The organism is Streptomyces sp. NPDC041108, from assembly GCF_055592645.1.
In genome coordinates, this window is record NZ_JBVIYK010000003.1 from 474,444 (window position 1) to 493,343 (window position 18,900).

At 73.0% G+C, this 18,900-nt stretch carries 18 protein-coding genes; 9 read left to right on the top strand and 9 right to left on the bottom strand.

The genetic code is table 11. The features are described from left to right. Nucleotides 1-38: 38 nt before the first annotated feature. Entirely contained in the window at nt 39-383 is a 345-nt protein-coding gene (locus tag ACZ6BB_RS11655; protein WP_471615075.1) for a hypothetical protein, read from the bottom strand. Between the two features lie 152 nt (nt 384-535). Between ACZ6BB_RS11655 and ACZ6BB_RS11660 the strand changes: the two genes are divergently transcribed. Continuing rightward, nucleotides 536-826, top strand: a complete 291-nt coding sequence (locus tag ACZ6BB_RS11660) for an LPXTG cell wall anchor domain-containing protein (protein ID WP_471615320.1) — start codon at nt 536-538, stop codon at nt 824-826. 88 nt (nt 827-914) lie between these two features. On the opposite strand, the gene hutH is transcribed toward ACZ6BB_RS11660, so the two are convergent. The 3 genes from hutH to ACZ6BB_RS11675 form a co-directional block, all read right to left on the bottom strand. Further along, nucleotides 915-2,453 (bottom strand): histidine ammonia-lyase, encoded by a 1,539-nt coding sequence (gene hutH, locus ACZ6BB_RS11665; protein ID WP_471615321.1) that lies wholly within the window; start codon nt 2,451-2,453, stop codon nt 915-917. 374 nt (nt 2,454-2,827) lie between these two features. Next, nucleotides 2,828-4,000: a GGDEF domain-containing protein gene (locus ACZ6BB_RS11670; RefSeq protein ID WP_471615076.1), complete on the bottom strand. Its 1,173-nt coding sequence runs from the start codon at nt 3,998-4,000 to the stop codon at nt 2,828-2,830. A 119-nt stretch (nt 4,001-4,119) separates the two neighbouring features. Continuing rightward, nucleotides 4,120-4,953 carry an enoyl-CoA hydratase/isomerase family protein gene (locus ACZ6BB_RS11675; protein ID WP_471615077.1) on the bottom strand — a complete coding sequence of 278 codons (834 nt, stop codon included), beginning with the start codon at nt 4,951-4,953 and terminating at the stop codon, nt 4,120-4,122. Between the two features lie 367 nt (nt 4,954-5,320). On the opposite strand from ACZ6BB_RS11675, the gene ACZ6BB_RS11680 reads away from it, so the two are divergent. After that, nucleotides 5,321-6,139: a hypothetical protein gene (locus tag ACZ6BB_RS11680; RefSeq protein WP_471615078.1), complete on the top strand. Its 819-nt coding sequence runs from the start codon at nt 5,321-5,323 to the stop codon at nt 6,137-6,139. 79 nt (nt 6,140-6,218) lie between these two features. Here the strand turns inward: ACZ6BB_RS11680 and ACZ6BB_RS11685 are convergent, their stop codons facing one another. Continuing rightward, nucleotides 6,219-7,382, bottom strand: a complete 1,164-nt coding sequence (locus ACZ6BB_RS11685) for an adenylate/guanylate cyclase domain-containing protein (RefSeq protein WP_471615079.1) — start codon at nt 7,380-7,382, stop codon at nt 6,219-6,221. A gap of 252 nt (nt 7,383-7,634) precedes the next feature. Next, the gene (locus ACZ6BB_RS11690; protein ID WP_471615080.1) at nt 7,635-8,507 is read right to left on the bottom strand and encodes a biotin--[acetyl-CoA-carboxylase] ligase; all 873 of its coding nucleotides are present in this window, start codon (nt 8,505-8,507) and stop codon (nt 7,635-7,637) included. Between the two features lie 175 nt (nt 8,508-8,682). On the opposite strand from ACZ6BB_RS11690, the gene ACZ6BB_RS11695 reads away from it, so the two are divergent. The 4 genes from ACZ6BB_RS11695 to ACZ6BB_RS11710 all read left to right on the top strand — a co-directional run bounded on the left by ACZ6BB_RS11695 (nt 8,683) and on the right by ACZ6BB_RS11710 (nt 11,873). Further along, nucleotides 8,683-10,290, top strand: coding sequence for an acyl-CoA carboxylase subunit beta (locus tag ACZ6BB_RS11695; protein WP_471615081.1), 1,608 nt, complete (start codon nt 8,683-8,685; stop codon nt 10,288-10,290). Between the two features lie 17 nt (nt 10,291-10,307). Then, on the top strand, nt 10,308-10,517 hold the full coding sequence (locus ACZ6BB_RS11700; protein ID WP_471615082.1) for an acyl-CoA carboxylase epsilon subunit: 210 nt from the start codon (nt 10,308-10,310) through the stop codon (nt 10,515-10,517). Nucleotides 10,518-10,589: 72 nt separating this feature from the next. Then, nucleotides 10,590-10,718 carry a morphogenic membrane protein MmpB gene (gene mmpB, locus ACZ6BB_RS11705; RefSeq protein WP_471615083.1) on the top strand — a complete coding sequence of 43 codons (129 nt, stop codon included), beginning with the start codon at nt 10,590-10,592 and terminating at the stop codon, nt 10,716-10,718. Nucleotides 10,719-11,252: 534 nt separating this feature from the next. Continuing rightward, entirely contained in the window at nt 11,253-11,873 is a 621-nt protein-coding gene (locus ACZ6BB_RS11710; protein WP_471615084.1) for a Maf family protein, read from the top strand. Between the two features lie 69 nt (nt 11,874-11,942). On the opposite strand, the gene ACZ6BB_RS11715 is transcribed toward ACZ6BB_RS11710, so the two are convergent. Then, nucleotides 11,943-12,461: a hypothetical protein gene (locus ACZ6BB_RS11715; RefSeq protein ID WP_471615085.1), complete on the bottom strand. Its 519-nt coding sequence runs from the start codon at nt 12,459-12,461 to the stop codon at nt 11,943-11,945. Nucleotides 12,462-12,854: 393 nt separating this feature from the next. Between ACZ6BB_RS11715 and ACZ6BB_RS11720 the strand changes: the two genes are divergently transcribed. Both ACZ6BB_RS11720 and ACZ6BB_RS11725 read left to right on the top strand, forming a co-directional pair. Further along, nucleotides 12,855-14,627, top strand: a complete 1,773-nt coding sequence (locus ACZ6BB_RS11720) for an acetyl/propionyl/methylcrotonyl-CoA carboxylase subunit alpha (RefSeq protein WP_471615086.1) — start codon at nt 12,855-12,857, stop codon at nt 14,625-14,627. A gap of 221 nt (nt 14,628-14,848) precedes the next feature. Then, nucleotides 14,849-15,415 carry a TetR/AcrR family transcriptional regulator gene (locus ACZ6BB_RS11725; protein WP_471615087.1) on the top strand — a complete coding sequence of 189 codons (567 nt, stop codon included), beginning with the start codon at nt 14,849-14,851 and terminating at the stop codon, nt 15,413-15,415. Nucleotides 15,416-15,578: 163 nt separating this feature from the next. Here the strand turns inward: ACZ6BB_RS11725 and ACZ6BB_RS11730 are convergent, their stop codons facing one another. Both ACZ6BB_RS11730 and ACZ6BB_RS11735 read right to left on the bottom strand, forming a co-directional pair. Then, nucleotides 15,579-16,583, bottom strand: coding sequence for a DeoR/GlpR family DNA-binding transcription regulator (locus tag ACZ6BB_RS11730; RefSeq protein ID WP_471615088.1), 1,005 nt, complete (start codon nt 16,581-16,583; stop codon nt 15,579-15,581). Between the two features lie 181 nt (nt 16,584-16,764). After that, nucleotides 16,765-18,213: an NAD(P)H-quinone dehydrogenase gene (locus ACZ6BB_RS11735; RefSeq protein WP_471615089.1), complete on the bottom strand. Its 1,449-nt coding sequence runs from the start codon at nt 18,211-18,213 to the stop codon at nt 16,765-16,767. 191 nt (nt 18,214-18,404) lie between these two features. On the opposite strand from ACZ6BB_RS11735, the gene ACZ6BB_RS11740 reads away from it, so the two are divergent. Next, nucleotides 18,405-18,842 carry a gamma-glutamylcyclotransferase family protein gene (locus ACZ6BB_RS11740; protein WP_045562870.1) on the top strand — a complete coding sequence of 146 codons (438 nt, stop codon included), beginning with the start codon at nt 18,405-18,407 and terminating at the stop codon, nt 18,840-18,842. Nucleotides 18,843-18,900 lie beyond the last annotated feature (58 nt).

Sequence of the window (18,900 nt, forward strand, 5' to 3'; positions counted from 1 at the left end):
GGCGGTTGCCGCCCGGGACCATCGATTTCCCCGACCGCTCAGCCGCGCGCGTCTTCCTCTTCGTCCTCTCCGTCATCATCCTCGTCAAGACCCCATTCCGGCGAATCGGGGTCGTAGTCGATGCCCTCGCTGCTCCAGGAGGCCTGGGCCAGTTCGACCCCGGGGACCTCTCCGACCAGGTCGAACGGGTCGACCAGATAGGCGAGGGCCTCCGCGGTGTCCTCGGTCACCGTGCTCTCGGCGTGTACCCGCTCATCGGCAGGCATATCGGGATCGTCCGCGATCCGCCGCAGAGCGGCCCCGGTGACGGCCTCCACGTCCTCGACCTCCACCACCAATTCGACGCGTAGCCGGACAAACTGCGATGTCTGCGTTGTGCTCATGCTCCGGAGCGTACGGCTCACAGGGCACGCGACTTTCCCACGACCCGCGCCTTTCATTAGCATCGACGTCCACGGCCAATTCGCCAGCGTCACAAGGGGATCGATATTCCGTGTCCGTCGCACGTCGCGCGTCGCCCACCGCCCGCCGGTCGTTGGTGACCGCCACCGCCGCGGGCACCCTGCTGGGCGCCCTCTGGTTCGTGCCGTCCGCCAACGCGACCCAGGAGGCGGCCGTACGCGAGCAGACGACCACGGCGTCCGACACGGCCACCACCGGTGACAGCCGCGAACTCGCCGACACCGGCAGCCCGAACACCACTCCCTACGTCATAGGCGGCACCGCGATGCTCGGCCTGGGCGCGGCCTTCGTGGCCTACTCGATCCGCCGCGAACGCGAGTACCCCGAGTACCCGGAGGGCCCCGAGGCCCCTCACGCCCTGTGAGAAAGAAGCAGGGGCGCGGCACCGCATTCTGAGGGGCGCGGGGCACCGCGCGACGACCACGCCCCACCCGCGCCCACTCGCCCGTCGGTCAGGCGAGCGCCCCGGTCACCGACTCCGCGGCAGCGACCAGCCGCCCGTCCCTGACGAACGCGTCGGCCAACTCCAGGTCAGGCGCGAGGAAACGATCCGGCCCCGGCCCCTCGACCCCGGCCGCCCGCACGGCTTCCACCACGGCCCGCGTGGCGGGCGCGGCCACCAGCCCCTCGCGCAGCTCCACGCCCCGCGTCCCGGCGTACAGCTCCACGGCCAGCACCCGTGTCAGGTTGTCCACGGCGGTCCGCAGCTTGCGCGCCGCCGACCAGCCCATCGACACATGGTCCTCCTGCATCGCGGAGGACGGGATCGAGTCCGCCGACGCCGGTACGGCGAGCCGCTTCAACTCACTCACCAGTGCCGCCTGCGTGTACTGCGCGATCATCAGCCCGGAGTCGACCCCGGCGTCGTCCGCGAGGAACGGCGGCAGCCCGTGCGAGCGGTTCTTGTCGAGCAGCCGGTCCGTCCGCCGCTCCGCGATCGAGGCGAGGTCCGCCACGGCGATGGCGAGGAAGTCGAGGACGTAGGCGACGGGCGCCCCGTGGAAGTTGCCGTTGGACTCGACCCGCCCGTCGGGCAGGACGACGGGGTTGTCGACCGCCGCCGCGAGTTCCCGCTCGGCGACGAGCCGCGCGTACGCGACGGTGTCCCGCCCGGCCCCGGCCACCTGGGGGGCGCACCGCACCGAGTACGCGTCCTGCACGCGGGGCGCGTCGTCCTGGTGGTGCCCGGTGAGCCCCGACCCCTTCAGTACGGCGAGCATGTTGGCCGCCGAGGCCGCCTGCCCGGGATGCGGGCGGATGGCGTGCAGTTCGGGGGCGAGGACCCGGTCCGTGCCGAGCAGCGCCTCCAGGGAGATCGCGGCGGTGATGTCCGCCGAGGTGTACAGCCGCTCCAGGTCGGCCAGCGCCATGACCAGCATGCCGAGCATGCCGTCGGTGCCGTTGAGGAGGGCCAGCCCCTCCTTCTCGCGCAGCTCGACGGGGGCGATGCCGTGCTCGGCCAGCAGCTCGCCGGCCGGCCGTACGATCCCGTCCGGGCCTTCGGCGTCGCCCTCGCCCATCAGGGTGAGCGCGCAGTGGGAGAGCGGGGCCAGGTCCCCGGAGCAGCCGAGGGAGCCGTACTCGTGGACGACGGGGGTGATGCCGGCGTTGAGCACGTCGGCCATGGTCTGCGCGACCTCGGGCCGGACACCGGTTCGGCCCGAGCAGACGGTCTTCAGCCGCAGGAACATCAGCGCGCGGACGACCTCGCGCTCCACCCTCGGCCCCATGCCGGCGGCGTGCGAGCGGACGATATTGCGCTGCAGCCGGGCCCGCAGCTCGGGGCTGATGTGCCGGGTCGCGAGGGCGCCGAAGCCGGTGGAGACGCCGTAGACGGGCTCCGGCTTGGCCGCCAGCGCGTCCACGATCTCGCGGGCCGCCGCGAGCGCGGCCACCGCCTCGTCGGAGAGCTCGATCCGGGCGCCGGCGCGCGCCACGGCGAGGACGTCGGCCGCGGTGACTCCGGAGGTCCCGAGGATCACCGTGTCCACAGAGTGCATATCCATATTCAGGATCGTAGGGACTGAATCGCCGAATGTCACGACCGCGGAACGGAAGGGCTCCTTACCTCCGTCGCGCGACCTCGCCGAAATCCGGCCCCCAGCTATCCGCGTAGATCAGAATCCGATCAGAGAACGCTCAGAGAACGCTCCGGGATTGCTCAGAATCGCCAGGTCAGAGCCTTGAAGGTGCGCACACGCGCGTAGGGTCGAAATACCGGACGACGGCGGGGCCGTACTCCAGCAGGAACCGTCCGCCCCTGCCCGGCCCCTTCCGGACCACCGACCGGCCCACGGCTCGCTCCCCCCTGGCCGTGGGCAGCCCAGGGCCACGCGTCGACTCGACCCCGCGCGCGCGGCCCGCCCTAGGAGGACCGGCGCCCTCGGATGCGGCGCCGGTCCCCCGGGTGCGCGGGATCGACCGGCGCGGGCGGGCGGTCCGCGAGACTGACGACCGGGTCCTCGGCGCCCTCTCCCTCACGCCCCGCGACGACCGGCTCCACGGACCCGGCGGCCTTGGCCCGGTACTGCGCCGCGTCGGCCAGCCGGAACAGCCGCCGGGCCGAGCGCAACGGCCCGATGGGATCCCCGGTGGACGCGACACCGCAGGCGACCCCGTCGCCCGGCTCCAGCTCCCTCGCCCGTACGCAGAGATCACCGGCGACCCGTACCACCTCGTCCGCCGACGGCCCCACCGCCAGCAGGCAGAACTCGTCCCCGCCGAGCCGGGCGGCCAGCACCCGGGGCAGCTCGGCCGCGCAGCGCGACAGCACGGACCCGAAGCGCTCCAGCAGCTGGTCCCCCATCGCGTGCCCATGGGAGTCGTTGACCTTCTTCAGGCCGTTGAGGTCGCAGACGACGAGGCTGATCACCGTGTCGTCGCGCCGGTGCGCCTCCATCGCCTCGTCGAGGCGGAGATCGACCGCGCGCCGGTTGCCGAGCCCGGTGAGGGGGTCGGTGAAGGCCAGCCGCCGGGCCTCCTCCAGCCGCTCGGACTGCGCGAGTCCGGCGGCCACGACCGAGGCCAGCACGGTCGCGAAGGCGGCGTCGCCGCCGTTGAAGACGGGCTCCCCGGCGGGCCGGGCCACATACAGCTCACCCCACGCCCGGCCGTTCAGCACGACGGGGGCCACCACGCAGCAGCCGCGGCCGCGCCGGCGCAGGGCGGCGACCCGCTGGTGGCAGTAGCCGCCGGGACGCCGCCCGCCGACCGGTCCGGCGGCGGTCTCCACCCAGGCGTTGGGCTCCCCGCCCTCCAGCCACCGCTCGTGCAGGAACTCCGCGATCTCCGGGAACTCGTGCACCGGGTACGTCTCCTCCTCGGGGAACTCCTCCTCGTCCGCCGCCCGGTTCCCCACATTCACGAGCACCCGCAGCAGCCCGCGGTCCCGCTCCCACACGGACAGCGCGGCGAAGCTGCCCGACAGGGCCCGGCACGACCCGTCGGCGGCCGCCCACCACGTCTCCGGCGACGTACGCGCCCCCGCCATCCCGCGGGCCAGCGCCACCACGGCCCTCAGCCGCCTGTCCTCTCCCATCTCCCCAGGCTAGGGAGGTTGGGGATGATGTGGGACGTTGGTGAAGCGAACAGGGGTACGGCCGGCCGCGTGACCGCCGGCCCCCCTGCCACCTCAGCCGGTGACCCACGGCCCACCGGTCACTCCCCCGGCCAGTCCGGCTTCCGCTTCTCGTTGAAGGCGGCCACACCCTCCGCCCGGTCCCCCGAGAACGCCACCGAGCGCCAGGCCGCGTCCTCGACCTCCAGCCCGGCCCGCAGATCCAGCCCCTGCCCGAGCCGCAGCGCGCGCTTGGCCGCGCGCAGCCCGACCGGCGAGTTCGCGGCGATCCGCGCGGCCAGCGCCAGGGCCTCCGCCCGGTCCCGTCCCTCCTCGACGACCTGGTCGACGAGCCCCAGCTCCCGCGCCTCCCCGGCCTCCAGCCGCCGCGCCGTGAAGATCAGCTCGGCCGCCCGCGCGGCCCCCACCCGGCGCGGCAGCAACTGCGTGCCCCCGCCTCCCGGGATCACGCCCACCGACACCTCGGGCAGCCCCACGACGGCCGTACGGTCGGCCACGATCAGGTCGCAGGACAGGGCGAGTTCGAAGCCGCCGCCCAGCGCGAAGCCGTGCACGGCGGCGATCGTGGGCATCGGCAGCTCCAGTACGCCGGTGTACGCCGCCCGCGCGACGGGCCGCTGCCGGAGCAGGTCGGCGTCGCTGAAGGAGTTCCGCTCCTTCAGATCCGCCCCCACGCAGAACGCCCGCTCGTGCGTGGACGTCACGACGACCACGCGGACGTCACGGTCGGCGGCCAGCGCGGCGCACGCCGCCGTGACGGAACGGGCCATGTCGGTCGACACGGCGTTCATGGCCTTGGGCCGGTCGAGCGCGAGTTCGGCGACGAACCCGTGCCGCCGCACCACGACGAACTCCCCGAATCGCCGCTCCCCCTCCACCCCTGCCGCCCGCTCCACTGCCGCACCGTCACCCATAGAACCCTCCGGTTAACGCGGGTTAACTCTTCTGTGGCCCCGATCATCGCAGCCACCCCCGCCCGGCGGAAACCCCGGGCGACGCCGGCCCCGGCAGGCGACCGCACCGACGACCCGGACGAGAACGGCGGGAACGACGACGTCGCGCACGACGGACCGGAACGGCGAGGCCGCGGCGTCATCCGCGCGCCCGGCGCGCACCCCAACGAGAGCCCCCGCGGAGTGTCCCCTTGACGTACCCCGACGATCTTCTCCACGTACGAGTGACATCCCTGCCTTCTCCGGCCGCACCGTCCGTCCCGGCACATAATCTGCGCTCCGCCACAGGCGCACCGGCGGACACGGGCGCGTAGGGGAGGGACGAACCATGACGACGGACACGGCCACCCGGCCGGCATCGACCGCACCACGAGCGCCCCGGGAGGCACCGACGCCGACCGCCGCGCCCCGGCCCCCCGTGCCGTCGGCGCCCTGGAGGCCGTCGGCGGCGCCGTTCCCACCCCTCTCCGGTCCCTCCGGCACGGTCGGCGGTGCCCCCGACGAGGCGGCGCCCCGGCCGCGCGGCCGGCACCGGCGGCCCCGGCCCCGCAAGCTGCTGTTCGCGGTGGGCGGGATGGCGCTGGCGGCGGGAGCGCTGAGTCTGCTGCGGGTGGCGTCGGACCCCGTCGGCGGCGGCGCGAGTGCGGCGGGCCCGGCGCCCAGTGCGGCGGACGACTTCACGGACAGGGCGACGACCGAGGCCGGTACGACGGTGGGCGACGAGCCCCCGGCCGACGCGGGAACCCCGACCGCCGACGCCCCCATGGGCGGCGGCACCACGGCCTCGGCCCCGCCCCGAGCCCCGGGAGCGGCCGACCCCACGCCGGTCCCCTCCACCCTCCTGCCCGCCCCCGGCATCGGCGTCGAGATCCCCTCCGCCCCCTCCGGCTCAGACGCCCGCGACGACGTGGACGCGACCCCGCCCGCCCCGGACACCGCCCCGACGGCCCGCACTCCCGATTCCCCCCGCCCCGCTCCCCCCGCACCCACCCGGCCACCGGAGGCAGCGCCCCAGCAGCCGACCACCCCCGACTCCCCGGACGCGCCGGCCGGTCCCGCCGACACGGCCAGCCCGGCGAAACCCACGAAGCCGGGCCTGTGCGTCCCCCTGGTCGGCCTCTGCGTCGACGACGCACTCGGCGGGTGAGGCGGCTCCCGGCACTCCGGGGACGGCCGCGGCGGCCCTCGGCGGCCGGCGGCCCCGACGGGAACAGGCGGGGGGCAGCTCAGCCCTTCCCCGGCCTCCGCGTGAGCAGCCACGGCTGGACGACGCCCAGGCCGCGCACCGGGCGCTGCCACATCGGCTGGAGCGCGAAGCGGTACGTCGGAGGTTCCTCGCCCTCCTTCTCCGCGGCGGCCGCGGCTTCGGCCGCCTCGGCCTCGGAGGCGGGCGCCTCGCCCGTGCGGGTCAGCTCCTCGGCGAAGGCGCCGTCGACGAGGACCGCGTCCTTCGGCGCTATCGAGGTGAGCCGGCTCGCGAGGTTCACGGTCGAACCGAAGACGTCGCCCATCCGCGTCGTCACCGTGCCGAAGGCCATGCCGACGCGCAGCTCGGGCATGGTCTCGTCGTTGGCCATGGTCTCGATGAGGCGCAGCGCGATCTCGGCGGCCACGCCCGCGTCGTCCGTGGCGTACAGGACCTCGTCCCCGAGGGTCTTGATGAGCCGCCCGCCGTTCGCCGCCACCAGGTCCGCCGCGGTGGTCTCGAAGGCCTCGACCAGCTCGCCGAGCTCCTCCTCCTCCATCCGCCGGGTGAGCCGGGTGAACCCGACGAGGTCGGCGAAGCAGACGGCCAACCGCCGGTCGACCATCTCCTCGTCGTCCGCGGCCTGCACGACCCGCCCGGTGGCGGCGGCCAGCTGGCGCCGCCAGACGTAGACGAGGAACTCCTCCAGCTCCGGCAGCAGAAGCTCGATCAGCGGATACGTCACCTCGGTCCGGGTCATCCCCGGCTCCGGCGGCTCGGTCAGCCCCTCCAGGAAGGAATCGATCTGCCACTCGGCGAGCCGCGCGGTGGTCTGCCCGGTCGACCGGGCCACCTGCACCGCCATGGCCTCACTGAGCAGCCCCGCCTCCACGAGACCGGCGAGCCGTCGCAGCGCGAGGACGTCCGCCTCGGTCAGCGCCTTGGCCTGCCCGATGTCCGCGAAGCCCATGGCCCGCCAGAAACGGGACGCCAGTTCCATGGAGACGCCCGCGCTGCGTGCCGCCTGGAAGGGGGTGTACCGGCGCTCGGCCCCGAGGATCAGCCCTTCGAGGCGCAGCGCCAGCGGGTCCTCCTCATCGGCGTCCACGTCCTGGGGCTCCGGCCGCTCGAGCGAAGCCGAGAGCGGGGGCGGCTCCACGCGGTCGTCCGCGTCCGTGCCGGAGCCCGTGTCCTCGACGCTCACTCCTGCTGCCCTTCCGATCTCCCGCGGTCACGTACTCGACCGGCCTCAACTCTACGGCAGGTGTGCGCCAGCTCACTCCGGGAGGTGGGCCGAAGGGTGCGTCCCCCTTCCGGGGGACGGCGCCCGGCGTGGGCGCGCGCCCCTCGGAGCACGCGCCCGGCGCCCCACTGCCGCCCGCCGGGCCCGTACCCCGGACACACGCCCCCGGGTGCCCAGGCCCCACCATCCCCACACGTCACGCCGCCTCGCCCGTCACGCGGGCCGCAGATGCACGATGTCCCCCGCCCCCACCGGCTCCTGCACCCCGTCCTCCGTGGCGAGCACCAGACGGCCGTCCCCGTCCACCGCCACGGCCTCCCCGACCACCGACCGGTCCCCGGGCAGCTCGGCGCGCACCTTCCGCCCCAAGGTCGCGCACCCGGCGGCGTAGGTCTCCTGGAGACCGCTGGCCGACGGGTCGCCGCCGGCGGCCCGCCACCGTCCGTACCACTCCTCCAGCGACCGCAGCACGGCGCGCAGCAGCGGATCGCGGTCCGTGGTCACGGCTCCGGCGAGCAGCAGGGACCCGGCCGCGGGCACCGGCAGCTCGTCCTCCCGCAGGCTGACGTTGATGCCGATACCGATCACCACGCCGTCCGCTCCGGCCCGCTCCGCGAGGATGCCGCCGGCCTTGCGCTCCTGGCCTTCCACGGTCACCAGCAGGTCGTTGGGCCACTTGAGTGCCGTGTCGACGCCGGCGGCCCGGGACAGCCCGGTCGCGACGGCCACTCCGGTGAGGAGCGGCAGCCAGCCCCAGCGCTCGACGGGCACCTCGCCCGGCTTGAGCAGGACGGAGAAGAACAGGCCGGAGCGCGCGGGCGCGGTCCAGATGCGGTCGAGGCGCCCGCGGCCCGCCCGCTGCTCCTCCGCGACGAGCACGGCACCCTCGGGCATCCGGTCGGCTCGCCCCGCGAGGTCGGTGTTGGTGGAGTCGACGACCTGCCGCACGTCCAGGGAGCTCCACAGGCCGCCCTCCCGGATCAGCGCACGGCGCAGGGAGGCCGAGTTGAGGGGCGGCCGGTCCAGGTCGGACCACCGGCTGCCGGGCTGGTCGTTTCCGTCGTCTGAGGCATCTCGCGGCGTCATGCAACCCACCCTAGGTGTGGTAAACGCCGCACTGCCGAACGCTAGGCACAGCACTACGCTACGGATGAGTAACCCCACACACTTCTGAGCACGCGTCCAGCACCACCGCGTACGCACCGAGCAGCACGTACCGAGTCCCTCACGTCCCCATCAGCAGGCAGGGAGCCGCATCCCGATGTCCGAGCCGGAAGAGTCGGCAAGCCCGACGAGCACCGACATTCACACGACCGCGGGGAAGCTCGCGGATCTGCAGCGCCGTATCGACGAGGCGACGCACGCCGGCTCCGAGCGCGCCGTGGAGAAGCAGCACGCCAAGGGCAAGTTGACGGCCCGTGAGCGCATCGAACTCCTCCTCGACGAGGACTCGTTCGTGGAGTTCGACGAGTTCGCCCGCCACCGCTCCACCGACTTCGGCATGGAGCACAACCGCCCCTACGGCGACGGTGTCGTGACCGGCTACGGCACGGTCGACGGCCGCCCGGTCGCCGTCTTCTCCCAGGACTTCACGGTCCTCGGCGGGTCCCTCGGCGAGGTGTTCGGCCAGAAGATCATGAAGGCGATGGACTTCGCCCTCAAGACCGGCTGTCCCGTCATCGGCATCAACGACTCCGGTGGCGCCCGCATCCAGGAGGGCGTCATGGCCCTCGGCATGTACGGCGAGATCTTCCGCCGCAACACCCACGCGTCCGGCGTCATCCCCCAGATCTCCCTGGTCGTCGGCCCCTGCGCGGGCGGCGCGGTCTACTCCCCCGCGATCACCGACTTCACGGTGATGGTCGACCAGACCTCGCACATGTTCATCACCGGCCCGGACGTCATCAAGACGGTCACCGGCGAGGACGTCGGCTTCGAGGAACTGGGCGGCGCCCGCACCCACAACGCGACCTCCGGCGTCGCGCACCACATGGCCGGGGACGAGAAGGACGCCATCGAGTACGTCAAACAACTCCTGTCCTACCTCCCCTCCAACAACCTCAGCGAGCCCCCGGCCTTCCCCGAGCAGGCGGACCTCACGCTCACCGACGAGGACCGCGAACTGGACACGCTCGTCCCGGACAGCGCGAACCAGCCGTACGACATGCACGCGGTCATCGAACACGTCCTGGACGACGCCGAGTTCTTCGAGACCCAGCCCCTGTTCGCGCCGAACATCCTCACCGGCTTCGGCCGTGTCGAGGGCCACCCGATCGGCATCGTCGCCAACCAGCCCATGCAGTTCGCCGGTTGCCTGGACATCGACGCGTCCGAGAAGGCCGCCCGCTTCGTACGCACCTGCGACGCCTTCAACGTCCCCGTCCTGACCTTCGTCGACGTCCCCGGCTTCCTCCCCGGCGTCGGCCAGGAACACGAGGGCATCATCCGCCGAGGCGCGAAACTCATCTACGCCTACGCGGAAGCCACCGTGCCCCTCATCACGGTCATCACCCGCAAGGCCTTCGGCGGCGCCTACGACGTCATGGGCTCCAAGCACCTGGGCGCCGACCTCAACCTCGCCTGGCCCACCGCCCAGATCGCCGTCATGGGCGCCCAGGGCGCGGTCAACATCCTCCACCGCCGCACCATCGCCGCCGCCCCCGAGGCCGAACGCGAAGAGGTCCGCGCCCGCCTCATCCAGGAGTACGAGGACACCCTCCTCAACCCCTACACGGCGGCCGAACGCGGCTACGTCGACGCCGTGATCATGCCCTCGGAGACCCGCCGCCACCTGGTCCGCGGCCTTCGCCAGCTGCGCACCAAGCGCGAGACCCTCCCCCCGAAGAAGCACGGAAACATCCCCCTCTAGCCCTGCTGGGAGCCGACATGACCATCAAGGTCGTACGGGGAAACCCGACCCCGGAGGAGCTGGCCGCCGCACTGGCGGTGGTCCGGGCCCGCGCCGCGGCGGCAGCCACCGAGCCGCCCGGCGCGCCCGCCCCCCGTGACTCCTGGTCCGACCCGTCCCGCATCGCCGCCCACCGCCTGCCGACCCCGGGTCCCACCACCTGGAGCCGCACCTACTGGCCCGGCTGAGCGGAACCTGCCCTACCGATTTGAGTACGCGTACTCAGGCGCCCGACCCTCGGGGCGGCGCACCATCGCAGCATGCTCTGGTCCGACCCTGAGAACGAGCCGCCGAAGGAACTGCGCGACACGCAGGCCATGCTTCGGCGGCTCGGCATCCTCATGGCCTTCGCCATGCTCCTGGCGATGCTGGTCCTGGGCCTCCGCTGACCCACGCACGGCGTGACAACCGCGTACGACGGGCAGGACACCACGCACGGAGAGCAGAAGCCGGGCCTCCACGCGGACCCACCCGCGCACGGCGAGAAGACGGCGCGCCCCCACGCGGGGTCAGCCGCCCGCGGCGAGACGGGGACGCGCCCCCACCCGGGGTCAGCCGTCCGCGGCGAGACGGGGTCGTACCCCCACGCGGGGTCAGCCGTCCGCGGCGAGAAGAAGGCGCGCTCCCCCGCGGGGCCGGTCGCGTACGGCGAGAAGGGGGCGTGCCGGGGGGTGTCCGCCCGCAGCGGTTGGCGCGTCAACGCCCCGCGCCTCCCAGCCGACCGATTTCGCGCCGTTCCGAGGACGGATACCCCCCGGCACGCCCCCGACCCACCCACCGCCCCCAGGCGAACCCCCCACCCACAGAAGGCCGCCCACCCCACCCCGCCCCATCTCACCGCACCGCACCGCACCCCATCCCACGCACCGCATCCCACCGCACCGCAGCGACCGCCCCCACCCCCCGCCGATACCCTGACGCACATGACCGACCAGCAGCCCCGCCGCCTAGTCCTCGCCTCCCAGTCCCCCGCCCGGCTCAACCTGCTCCGCCAGGCCGGCCTCGCCCCCGAGGTGATCGTCAGCGGCGTGGACGAGGACGCCGTCAGCGCCCCCACCCCCGCCGACCTGGCCCTCGCCCTCGCCGAGGCCAAGGCCTCGGTCGTGGCGGCGAAGCCCGAGGTGAAGGGCGCCCTGGTGATCGGCTGCGACTCGGTTCTCGACCTGGACGGCCAGGCCCTCGGCAAGCCGGCCGACGCCGAGGAGGCCACCGCCCGCTGGAAGTCCATGCGCGGCCGCGCCGGCACGCTCCAGACGGGCCACTGCGTCTACGACACGGCCACCGGCCGCCACACGTCCGCGACCGCCTCCACCGTCGTCCACTTCGGCAGCCCCACCGACGAGGAGATCGCCGCGTACGTCGCCTCCGGCGAGCCCCTCCACGTGGCGGGCGCGTTCACCCTCGACGGCCGCTCGGCCCCGTTCATCGACGGCATCGAGGGCGACAACGGCAACGTGATCGGCATCAGCCTGCCCCTGCTCCGCCGCCTGCTGGCCCACCTGGGTGTAGGCATCACCGACCTGTGGGCGCCCCCCGCCAGGTAACAGGGCGCGCCACCCAAGCCGTCGAGGCGAGCGCCCGACACACTCGACGCACCCACCACACCCGCCCCGTCAAGGAGCCCCGGGAGCCGCGGGAGCGGCCGGAACAGCCGGAGCACCCGGCGCTCCCGGAGCACCACCCGGAGCACCCGGAGCGCCGGGAACGCCCTGCTCCGGCACACCGGCAGCGACACCCCCGTCCTGCCGGTCGTACGTCATCAGCGTGAGCAGCACGAGCCCCAGCACCACCATCATGAACACGAACGCACCCCACCCGACCAGCCCCACGGTGAGCGCGCCGAGCAGCCCGTGCACGACGGCCACGCTGATGAGCAGGATCCTCCCGAGCCCGGCGGCGGGCCGGTTGCGGAGCGCGACGAGCAGGGCGACCACACCGCAGAGGACGAAGTAGAGGCCGAAGACGACACCCCCGGCCTTCGTGGAGAGGGACATCGCGTCCGGATCCAGCCCGGCGAGTGACATCTTCTGCCGGTCGACGACCGTGCCGAGGAACCACTGCAGCCCGGCGATTCCGAGCCCCTCCGCGAACAGCACGAACGCCGTGACCACCGCCACCGGTCTGCGGATCACCGGCCCCACCCACTTCCCACTCTCGTCCTGCTGCACTCAGCGCCTCGGGGGCCCACGTCGTTACCCCAGGTAGGTGTTCCAGACATCGTGAACGCTACTAACGGGTAAACCCCGGGACAAGGGTTCTCACGAGAGCAAAGAATCGTTGGGCCATTAGTAGGGACTCCACAAAGAAACCCAACCGGCCGCAGCGCGGCCGCACAGAGACCTTGACCACATCAGCGGGCTAGGGTTTCCGCATGGAGTCCTGCGCAATGCTGTGCGACAAGGGATTTCGCGGGTTGAGTGAGCCTCGATTCACGCTCCGTGTGGGCAAGCTCACCATTGTGGACGGGTCGAAACGCCGTGTCGGCAGTCCCTAAACTCGGCTTGTTTCAAGGAGAGGGAGCCATCGTGCGCAAGGTGTTGATCGCCAACCGAGGCGAAATCGCTGTCCGCGTCGCCCGGGCGTGCCGGGATGCCGGGATCGCGAGCGTGGCCGTGTACGCCGATCCGGACCGGGACGCACTGCATGTGCGGGCCGCGGACGAGGCGTTCGCCCTGGGCGGTGACACTCCGGCGACCAGCTACCTGGACATGGGCAAGGTCCTCCAGGCCGCGAAGGACGCCGACGCCGACGCCGTCCACCCCGGCTACGGCTTCCTCTCGGAGAACGCGGAGTTCGCCCAGGCGGTCCTGGACGCGGGTCTGATCTGGATCGGCCCGCCCCCGCAGGCGATCCGCGATCTGGGTGACAAGGTGGCGGCCCGTCACATCGCCCAGCGCGCCGGCGCGCCGCTCGTCGCGGGCACCCCCGACCCGGTCTCGGGCGCGGACGAGGTCGTGGCGTTCGCGGAGCAGCACGGTCTGCCGATCGCGATCAAGGCGGCGTTCGGCGGCGGCGGCCGCGGCCTGAAGGTCGCCCGCACGCTCGAAGAGGTCCCGGAGCTGTACGACTCGGCCGTCCGTGAGGCGGTCGCGGCGTTCGGCCGGGGCGAGTGCTTCGTGGAGCGCTACCTCGACAAGCCCCGCCACGTGGAAACCCAGTGCCTGGCCGACTCCCACGGCAACGTGGTCGTGGTCTCCACCCGTGACTGCTCCCTGCAGCGCCGCCACCAGAAGCTGGTCGAGGAGGCCCCGGCCCCCTTCCTGTCCGACGCGCAGAACGCCGAGCTGTACGCGGCGTCGAAGGCCATCCTGAAGGAGGCCGGCTACGTCGGCGCCGGCACGGTGGAGTTCCTGGTCGGCCTGGACGGCACGATCTCCTTCCTGGAGGTCAACACCCGCCTCCAGGTGGAGCACCCGGTCACCGAGGAGGTCACCGGCATCGACCTGGTCCGTGAGATGTTCCGGATCGCGGACGGCGAGGAGCTCGGCTACGACGACCCGCCGATGCGCGGCCATTCGTTCGAGTTCCGCATCAACGGCGAGGACCCGGGCCGCAACTTCCTCCCGGCCCCCGGCACCGTCACCACGTTCACCCCGCCCAGCGGCCCCGGTGTCCGCCTGGACGCGGGCGTGGAGTCCGGCAGCGTGATCGGCCCGGCGTGGGACTCCCTCCTGGCCAAGCTGATCGTCACCGGCGCCACCCGGCAGCAGGCCCTGCAGCGCGCGGCCCGCGCCCTGGACGAGTTCACCGTCGAGGGCATGGCCACCGCGATCCCCTTCCACCGCGCGGTCGTCAGGGACCCGGCGTTCGGCCCCGAGCTGACCGGCTCCAGCGACCCGTTCACGGTCCACACGCGCTGGATCGAGACCGAGTTCGTCAACGACATCAAGCCCTTCGCGGCCCCCACGGACACCGAGGTCGAGGACGACGGCGACCGCGAGACGATCGTCGTCGAGGTCGGCGGCAAGCGTCTGGAGGTCTCCCTCCCGGCCGCTCTCGGGATGACCCTGGCCCGCACCGGCCTCGCGGCGGGCGCCAAGCCCAAGCGCCGCGCGGCGAAGAAGTCGGGCCCGGCGGCCTCCGGCGACACCCTCGCCTCCCCGATGCAGGGCACCATCGTCAAGGTGGCCGTCGAGGAGGGCCAGGAGGTCAAGGAAGGCGACCTGATCGTCGTCCTCGAAGCCATGAAGATGGAACAGCCCCTCAACGCCCACCGCTCCGGCACCGTGAAGGGCCTCAGCGCGGAGGTCGGCGCCTCGATCACCTCCGGCGCCCCCATCTGCGAGATCAAGGACTGACCCGCGCATAGCCCCCCGCGCCCCATGCTTTTTTTGGGGCGCGGGGAACGGCGCGAGAACCCCCACGCACCCGCACCCGCACCCGCACCCGCACCCGCACCCGCACAACTACGCCCCTCACCCGAGCTCTTAGGCTGAAGACACACCCCCGCCAGAAGAGAGCAGGTGACGCCAGAGTGAGCCCCACCCGGACCAAATCCCCCGCAGCAGGCCGGAGGCCCATGCGCGCGGACGCCCGCCGCAACCACGCCCGCCTGCTCACCGAGGCCCGCCTCGCCTTCGCGGCCCATGGCACCAACGCCTCGCTGGAGGACATCGCCCGCCGCGCTGACGTCGGCATCGGCACCCTCTACCGGCACTTCCCCAACCGCCAGGCCCTGCTGAGCGCGGTCTTCGAGGAGGCCGTGGGCGATCTGCTGGCCCGGGCCCGGACGCAGCTCGAAGCGCCCCGGCCCTGCGCCGCCCTCGTCGCCTGGCTGCGCGACATCATCACCCGTGCGGGCGAATACCGGGGTCTGGCCCAGGCCCTGATGGCGGTCTCGTACGCGGACTCCCGCGCCGCGGACGAGAACATCTCAGACCTGGCCCGGTGCTGCGCCCCGATCCGGGAGGCGGGCACCGCCCTGCTCCGGCGGGCGCAACGCGCCCACGCCGTACGGGACGACGTGGCGATAGGCGACCTGCTCCAGCTCACCCACGCGATCGCGCTGGCGGCCGAGGAGACCCCGGACGACCCGGAGTTGGCCGACCGCCTGCTGACGCTGACCCTGCGCGGCCTGAGGCCGTAGCCGCCGAAACGAGCAGCCGGCCCGTCGGGCGAAGCGACTCGCGGGCCCAGCCCACGTGCACGACCCGCCGGCCGTACGGCCACACAGGACCACCCGGCCACAGGTCCGCCCACCGCGGCGCCCCCGGACCGACCGACGGCCCGGCGCGGCTCCCGCGGCGCGACTACCGGCGCCGCAGGTCCGCGACCCGGGCCGCCCTCTCCCGCTCCCGTTCACCGACCGGCGGCTGGTCCCCCAGGACGGTGGCGGTGCGCAGCTGGGGCGCGGTGCCGTGGACCTGGTTGCGCCGGGGGCCCGGCAGGGGCACGTCCCGGCGCGAGGGGCGCGCCGGGGCGGGATCACCTCCCGCACCCCCACCCGCCGCCCCGGCCACGGAGATCTGTACGCCCTGATCGGCCAGGGCCTGCAGCTCGGGGACCGCGCGGTCGTCGTGACCGGGCGGGTCGTCGGTGACCAGCCTGGTGATCACATCGGTCGGCACCGTCTGGAACATCGTGTCGGTGCCGAGCTTGGTGTGATCGGCGAGGACGACGACCTCGGCGGCGGCCTGGACCAGCGCGCGGTCGACGGACGCCGACAGCATGTTGGACGTGGACAGGCCGCGCTCGGCGGTCAGTCCGCTCCCTGAGAGGAAGGCCTTGGAGACGCGCAGCCCCTGGAGGGACTGCTCGGCGCCGGAGCCGACCAGGGCGTAGTTGGAACCGCGCAGGGTACCGCCGGTCATCACGACCTCCACACGGTTGGCATGGGCCAGCGCCTGGGCCACCAGCAGGGAGTTGGTGACGACGGTCAGCCCGGGGACCCGCGCGAGCCGGCGTGCCAGCTCCTGCGTGGTGGTCCCCGCCCCGACCACGATGGCCTCGCCCTCTTCGACGAAGCTCGCGGCGAGGTCGGCGATGGCCGTTTTCTCGGCGGTCGCGAGATGAGACTTCTGCGGAAAGCCGGACTCCCGCGTGAACCCGCCCGGCAGTACCGCACCGCCGTGCCGGCGGTCGAGGAGTCCTTCTGCCTCCAGCGCGCGCACGTCCCGCCGTACGGTCACTTCGGAGGTCTGGACGACGCGGGCGAGCTCACGGAGCGACACGGCTCCGTTGGCCCGCACCATTTCGAGGATCAATTGACGACGTTCTGCAGCGAACACGAAACTGACAGTAACGCCAACGACCATCTGCTTTCAGCAGTTTGCGCCGAATAGCAGAAGTTGTTCGCAGGGTGGTGCGAGAAGTGATATAGGGGCCATCCGGGACAGAACGTGTCCAGGAACCCCCACACGGCCCGTCACGCAACCCGCCCCACAGCCCGCCACGCAACCGCCTGACGACCGGTCGGACAAGGGGTCGGACGGACCGTCAGACGCCCCCGCCGGCCTTGCGCGTGTGGAGCTGGCGCGCCACCTCGGCGATCGAACCCGACAGGGACGGGTACACGGTGAACGCGTTCGCGATCTGTTCGACGGTCAGGTTGTTGTCGACCGCGATCGAGATGGGGTGGATCAGCTCCGAGGCGCGCGGGGCGACCACGACACCGCCCACGACGATGCCGGTGCCCGGACGGCAGAAGATCTTGACGAAGCCGTCCCTGATGCCCTGCATCTTGGCGCGCGGGTTGCGCAGCAGCGGCAGCTTCACCCCGACGGCCTCGATGGCCCCGCTGTCCAGGTCGGCCTGGGTGTAGCCGACGGTGGCGATCTCGGGGTCGGTGAAGACGTTGGACGAGACGGTCTTCAGGTTCAGCGGGGCCACCGCGTCGCCGAGGAAGTGGTACATGGCGATACGGCCCTGCATGGCGGCCACGGAGGCGAGCGCGAAGACGCCGGTCACGTCACCGGCGGCGTACACGCCCGGCGCACTCGTCCGGGAGACCTTGTCGGTCCAGATGTGCCCGGACTCCTTGACCTTGACCCCGGCCTCCTCCAGGCCCATGCCCGCGCTGTTGGGGATGGCGCCGACGGCCATCAGACAGTGCGAGCCGCTGATGACCCGGCCGTCCGCGAGCGTGACCTCGACCCGGTCCCCCACCCGCTTGGCGGACTGGGCCCGGGAGCGCGCCATGACGTTCATACCGCGCCGGCGGAACACGTCCTCCAGGACGGCGGCGGCGTCCGGGTCCTCGCCCGGCAGGACGCGGTCGCGGCTGGAGACGAGCGTGACGCGGGACCCGAGCGCCTGATAGGCGCCGGCGAACTCGGCACCGGTCACACCGGACCCGACGACGATCAGCTCTTCGGGCAGTTCGTCGAGGTCGTAGACCTGCGTCCAGTTGAGGATGCGCTCGCCGTCGGGCTGCGCGTCGGGCACCTCACGCGGATGGGCGCCGGTGGCGATGAGCACCGCGTCGGCGGTGAGCGTCTCCTCCGACCCGTCGGCGGCGCGCACCACGACCTTGCGCGACCCGTCGAGATCCTGCTGCCCCTGGAGCCGCCCGCGCCCGCGCATCACCCGCGCGCCGGCGCGCGTCACCGACGCCGTGATGTCGTGCGACTGCGCCAGCGCGAGCCGCTTCACACGCCGGTTGACCTTGCCGAGGTCGACCCCGACGACACGCGCGGGCGTGTCGATGTGGGGAGTGTCGTCGGCGACGATGATCCCCAGCTCCTCGTACGAGGAGTCGAAGGTCGTCATCACCTCGGCCGTCGCGATGAGGGTCTTCGACGGCACGCAGTCGGTCAGCACCGACGCCCCGCCCAGACCGTCGCAGTCCACGACGGTCACCTCCGCGCCGAGCTGCGCGGCCACCAGCGCCGCCTCATAGCCGCCGGGTCCGCCACCGATGATCACGATCCGAGTCACATGCCCCATTGTCCCGCACGGGCGCGGGCGCCAACGAGTCGGGGGGTGCGGGGAAGGGGTGACCGGCCCGCAGGGCCATCACCAGGGGCGCGGGGACCCGCGCGACCAGCCACGACGCACCCGCACCCGCGACACAACAGGCACCCCCACCCGCACGGGCGCCCGGCCCCCCGGGCGGAGCGCTCCCGTACCCTCTCCCCATGTCGCTCTACGCCGCCTACGCCGGCAACCTGGACTCGCGCCTGATGTCCCGCCGGGCACCCCACTCCCCGCTGCGTGCCACCGGCTGGCTGAACGACTGGCGGCTGACCTTCGGCGGCGAGCACATGGGCTGGGAGGGCGCGCTGGCCACGGTCGTGGAGGCCCCGCGCTCCCAGGTCTTCGTGGCGCTGTACGACATCGCCCCCATGGACGAGGACGCGATGGACCGCTGGGTCGGCGTCGGCCTGGACATATACCGCCGGATGCGGGTCCGCGTACACACCCTGGACGGCGAGGAGCCGGCCTGGGTCTACGTCCTCAACGGCTACGAGGGCGGGCTGCCCTCGGCCCGCTACCTGGGCGAGGTGGCGGACGCGGCCGAGTCGGCCGGCGCACCCCACGACTACGTGATGGAACTGCGCAAACGCCCCTGCTGAGGGCGTGCGGCGGGGCGTGCGAGGCCGCCGCGCGCCCGGCCGCACCGTTGGAAACGAC

What these genes read in the sequence shown, in the direction of transcription:
- mmpB (WP_471615083.1), top strand. Translation starts at nt 10,590, where the DNA reads ATGCTCTGGTCCGACCCTGAGAACGAGCCGCCGAAGGAACTGCGCGAC.
- ACZ6BB_RS11725 (WP_471615087.1), top strand. Translation starts at nt 14,849, where the DNA reads ATGCGCGCGGACGCCCGCCGCAACCACGCCCGCCTGCTCACCGAGGCC.
- ACZ6BB_RS11655 (WP_471615075.1), bottom strand. Translation starts at nt 383, where the DNA reads ATGAGCACAACGCAGACATCGCAGTTTGTCCGGCTACGCGTCGAATTG.
- ACZ6BB_RS11735 (WP_471615089.1), bottom strand. Translation starts at nt 18,213, where the DNA reads ATGGGGCATGTGACTCGGATCGTGATCATCGGTGGCGGACCCGGCGGC.
- ACZ6BB_RS11730 (WP_471615088.1), bottom strand. Translation starts at nt 16,583, where the DNA reads ATGGTCGTTGGCGTTACTGTCAGTTTCGTGTTCGCTGCAGAACGTCGT.
- ACZ6BB_RS11680 (WP_471615078.1), top strand. Translation starts at nt 5,321, where the DNA reads ATGACGACGGACACGGCCACCCGGCCGGCATCGACCGCACCACGAGCG.
- ACZ6BB_RS11700 (WP_471615082.1), top strand. Translation starts at nt 10,308, where the DNA reads ATGACCATCAAGGTCGTACGGGGAAACCCGACCCCGGAGGAGCTGGCC.
- ACZ6BB_RS11710 (WP_471615084.1), top strand. Translation starts at nt 11,253, where the DNA reads ATGACCGACCAGCAGCCCCGCCGCCTAGTCCTCGCCTCCCAGTCCCCC.
- ACZ6BB_RS11740 (WP_045562870.1), top strand. Translation starts at nt 18,405, where the DNA reads ATGTCGCTCTACGCCGCCTACGCCGGCAACCTGGACTCGCGCCTGATG.
- ACZ6BB_RS11690 (WP_471615080.1), bottom strand. Translation starts at nt 8,507, where the DNA reads ATGACGCCGCGAGATGCCTCAGACGACGGAAACGACCAGCCCGGCAGC.
- ACZ6BB_RS11675 (WP_471615077.1), bottom strand. Translation starts at nt 4,953, where the DNA reads ATGGGTGACGGTGCGGCAGTGGAGCGGGCGGCAGGGGTGGAGGGGGAG.
- ACZ6BB_RS11695 (WP_471615081.1), top strand. Translation starts at nt 8,683, where the DNA reads ATGTCCGAGCCGGAAGAGTCGGCAAGCCCGACGAGCACCGACATTCAC.
- ACZ6BB_RS11670 (WP_471615076.1), bottom strand. Translation starts at nt 4,000, where the DNA reads ATGGGAGAGGACAGGCGGCTGAGGGCCGTGGTGGCGCTGGCCCGCGGG.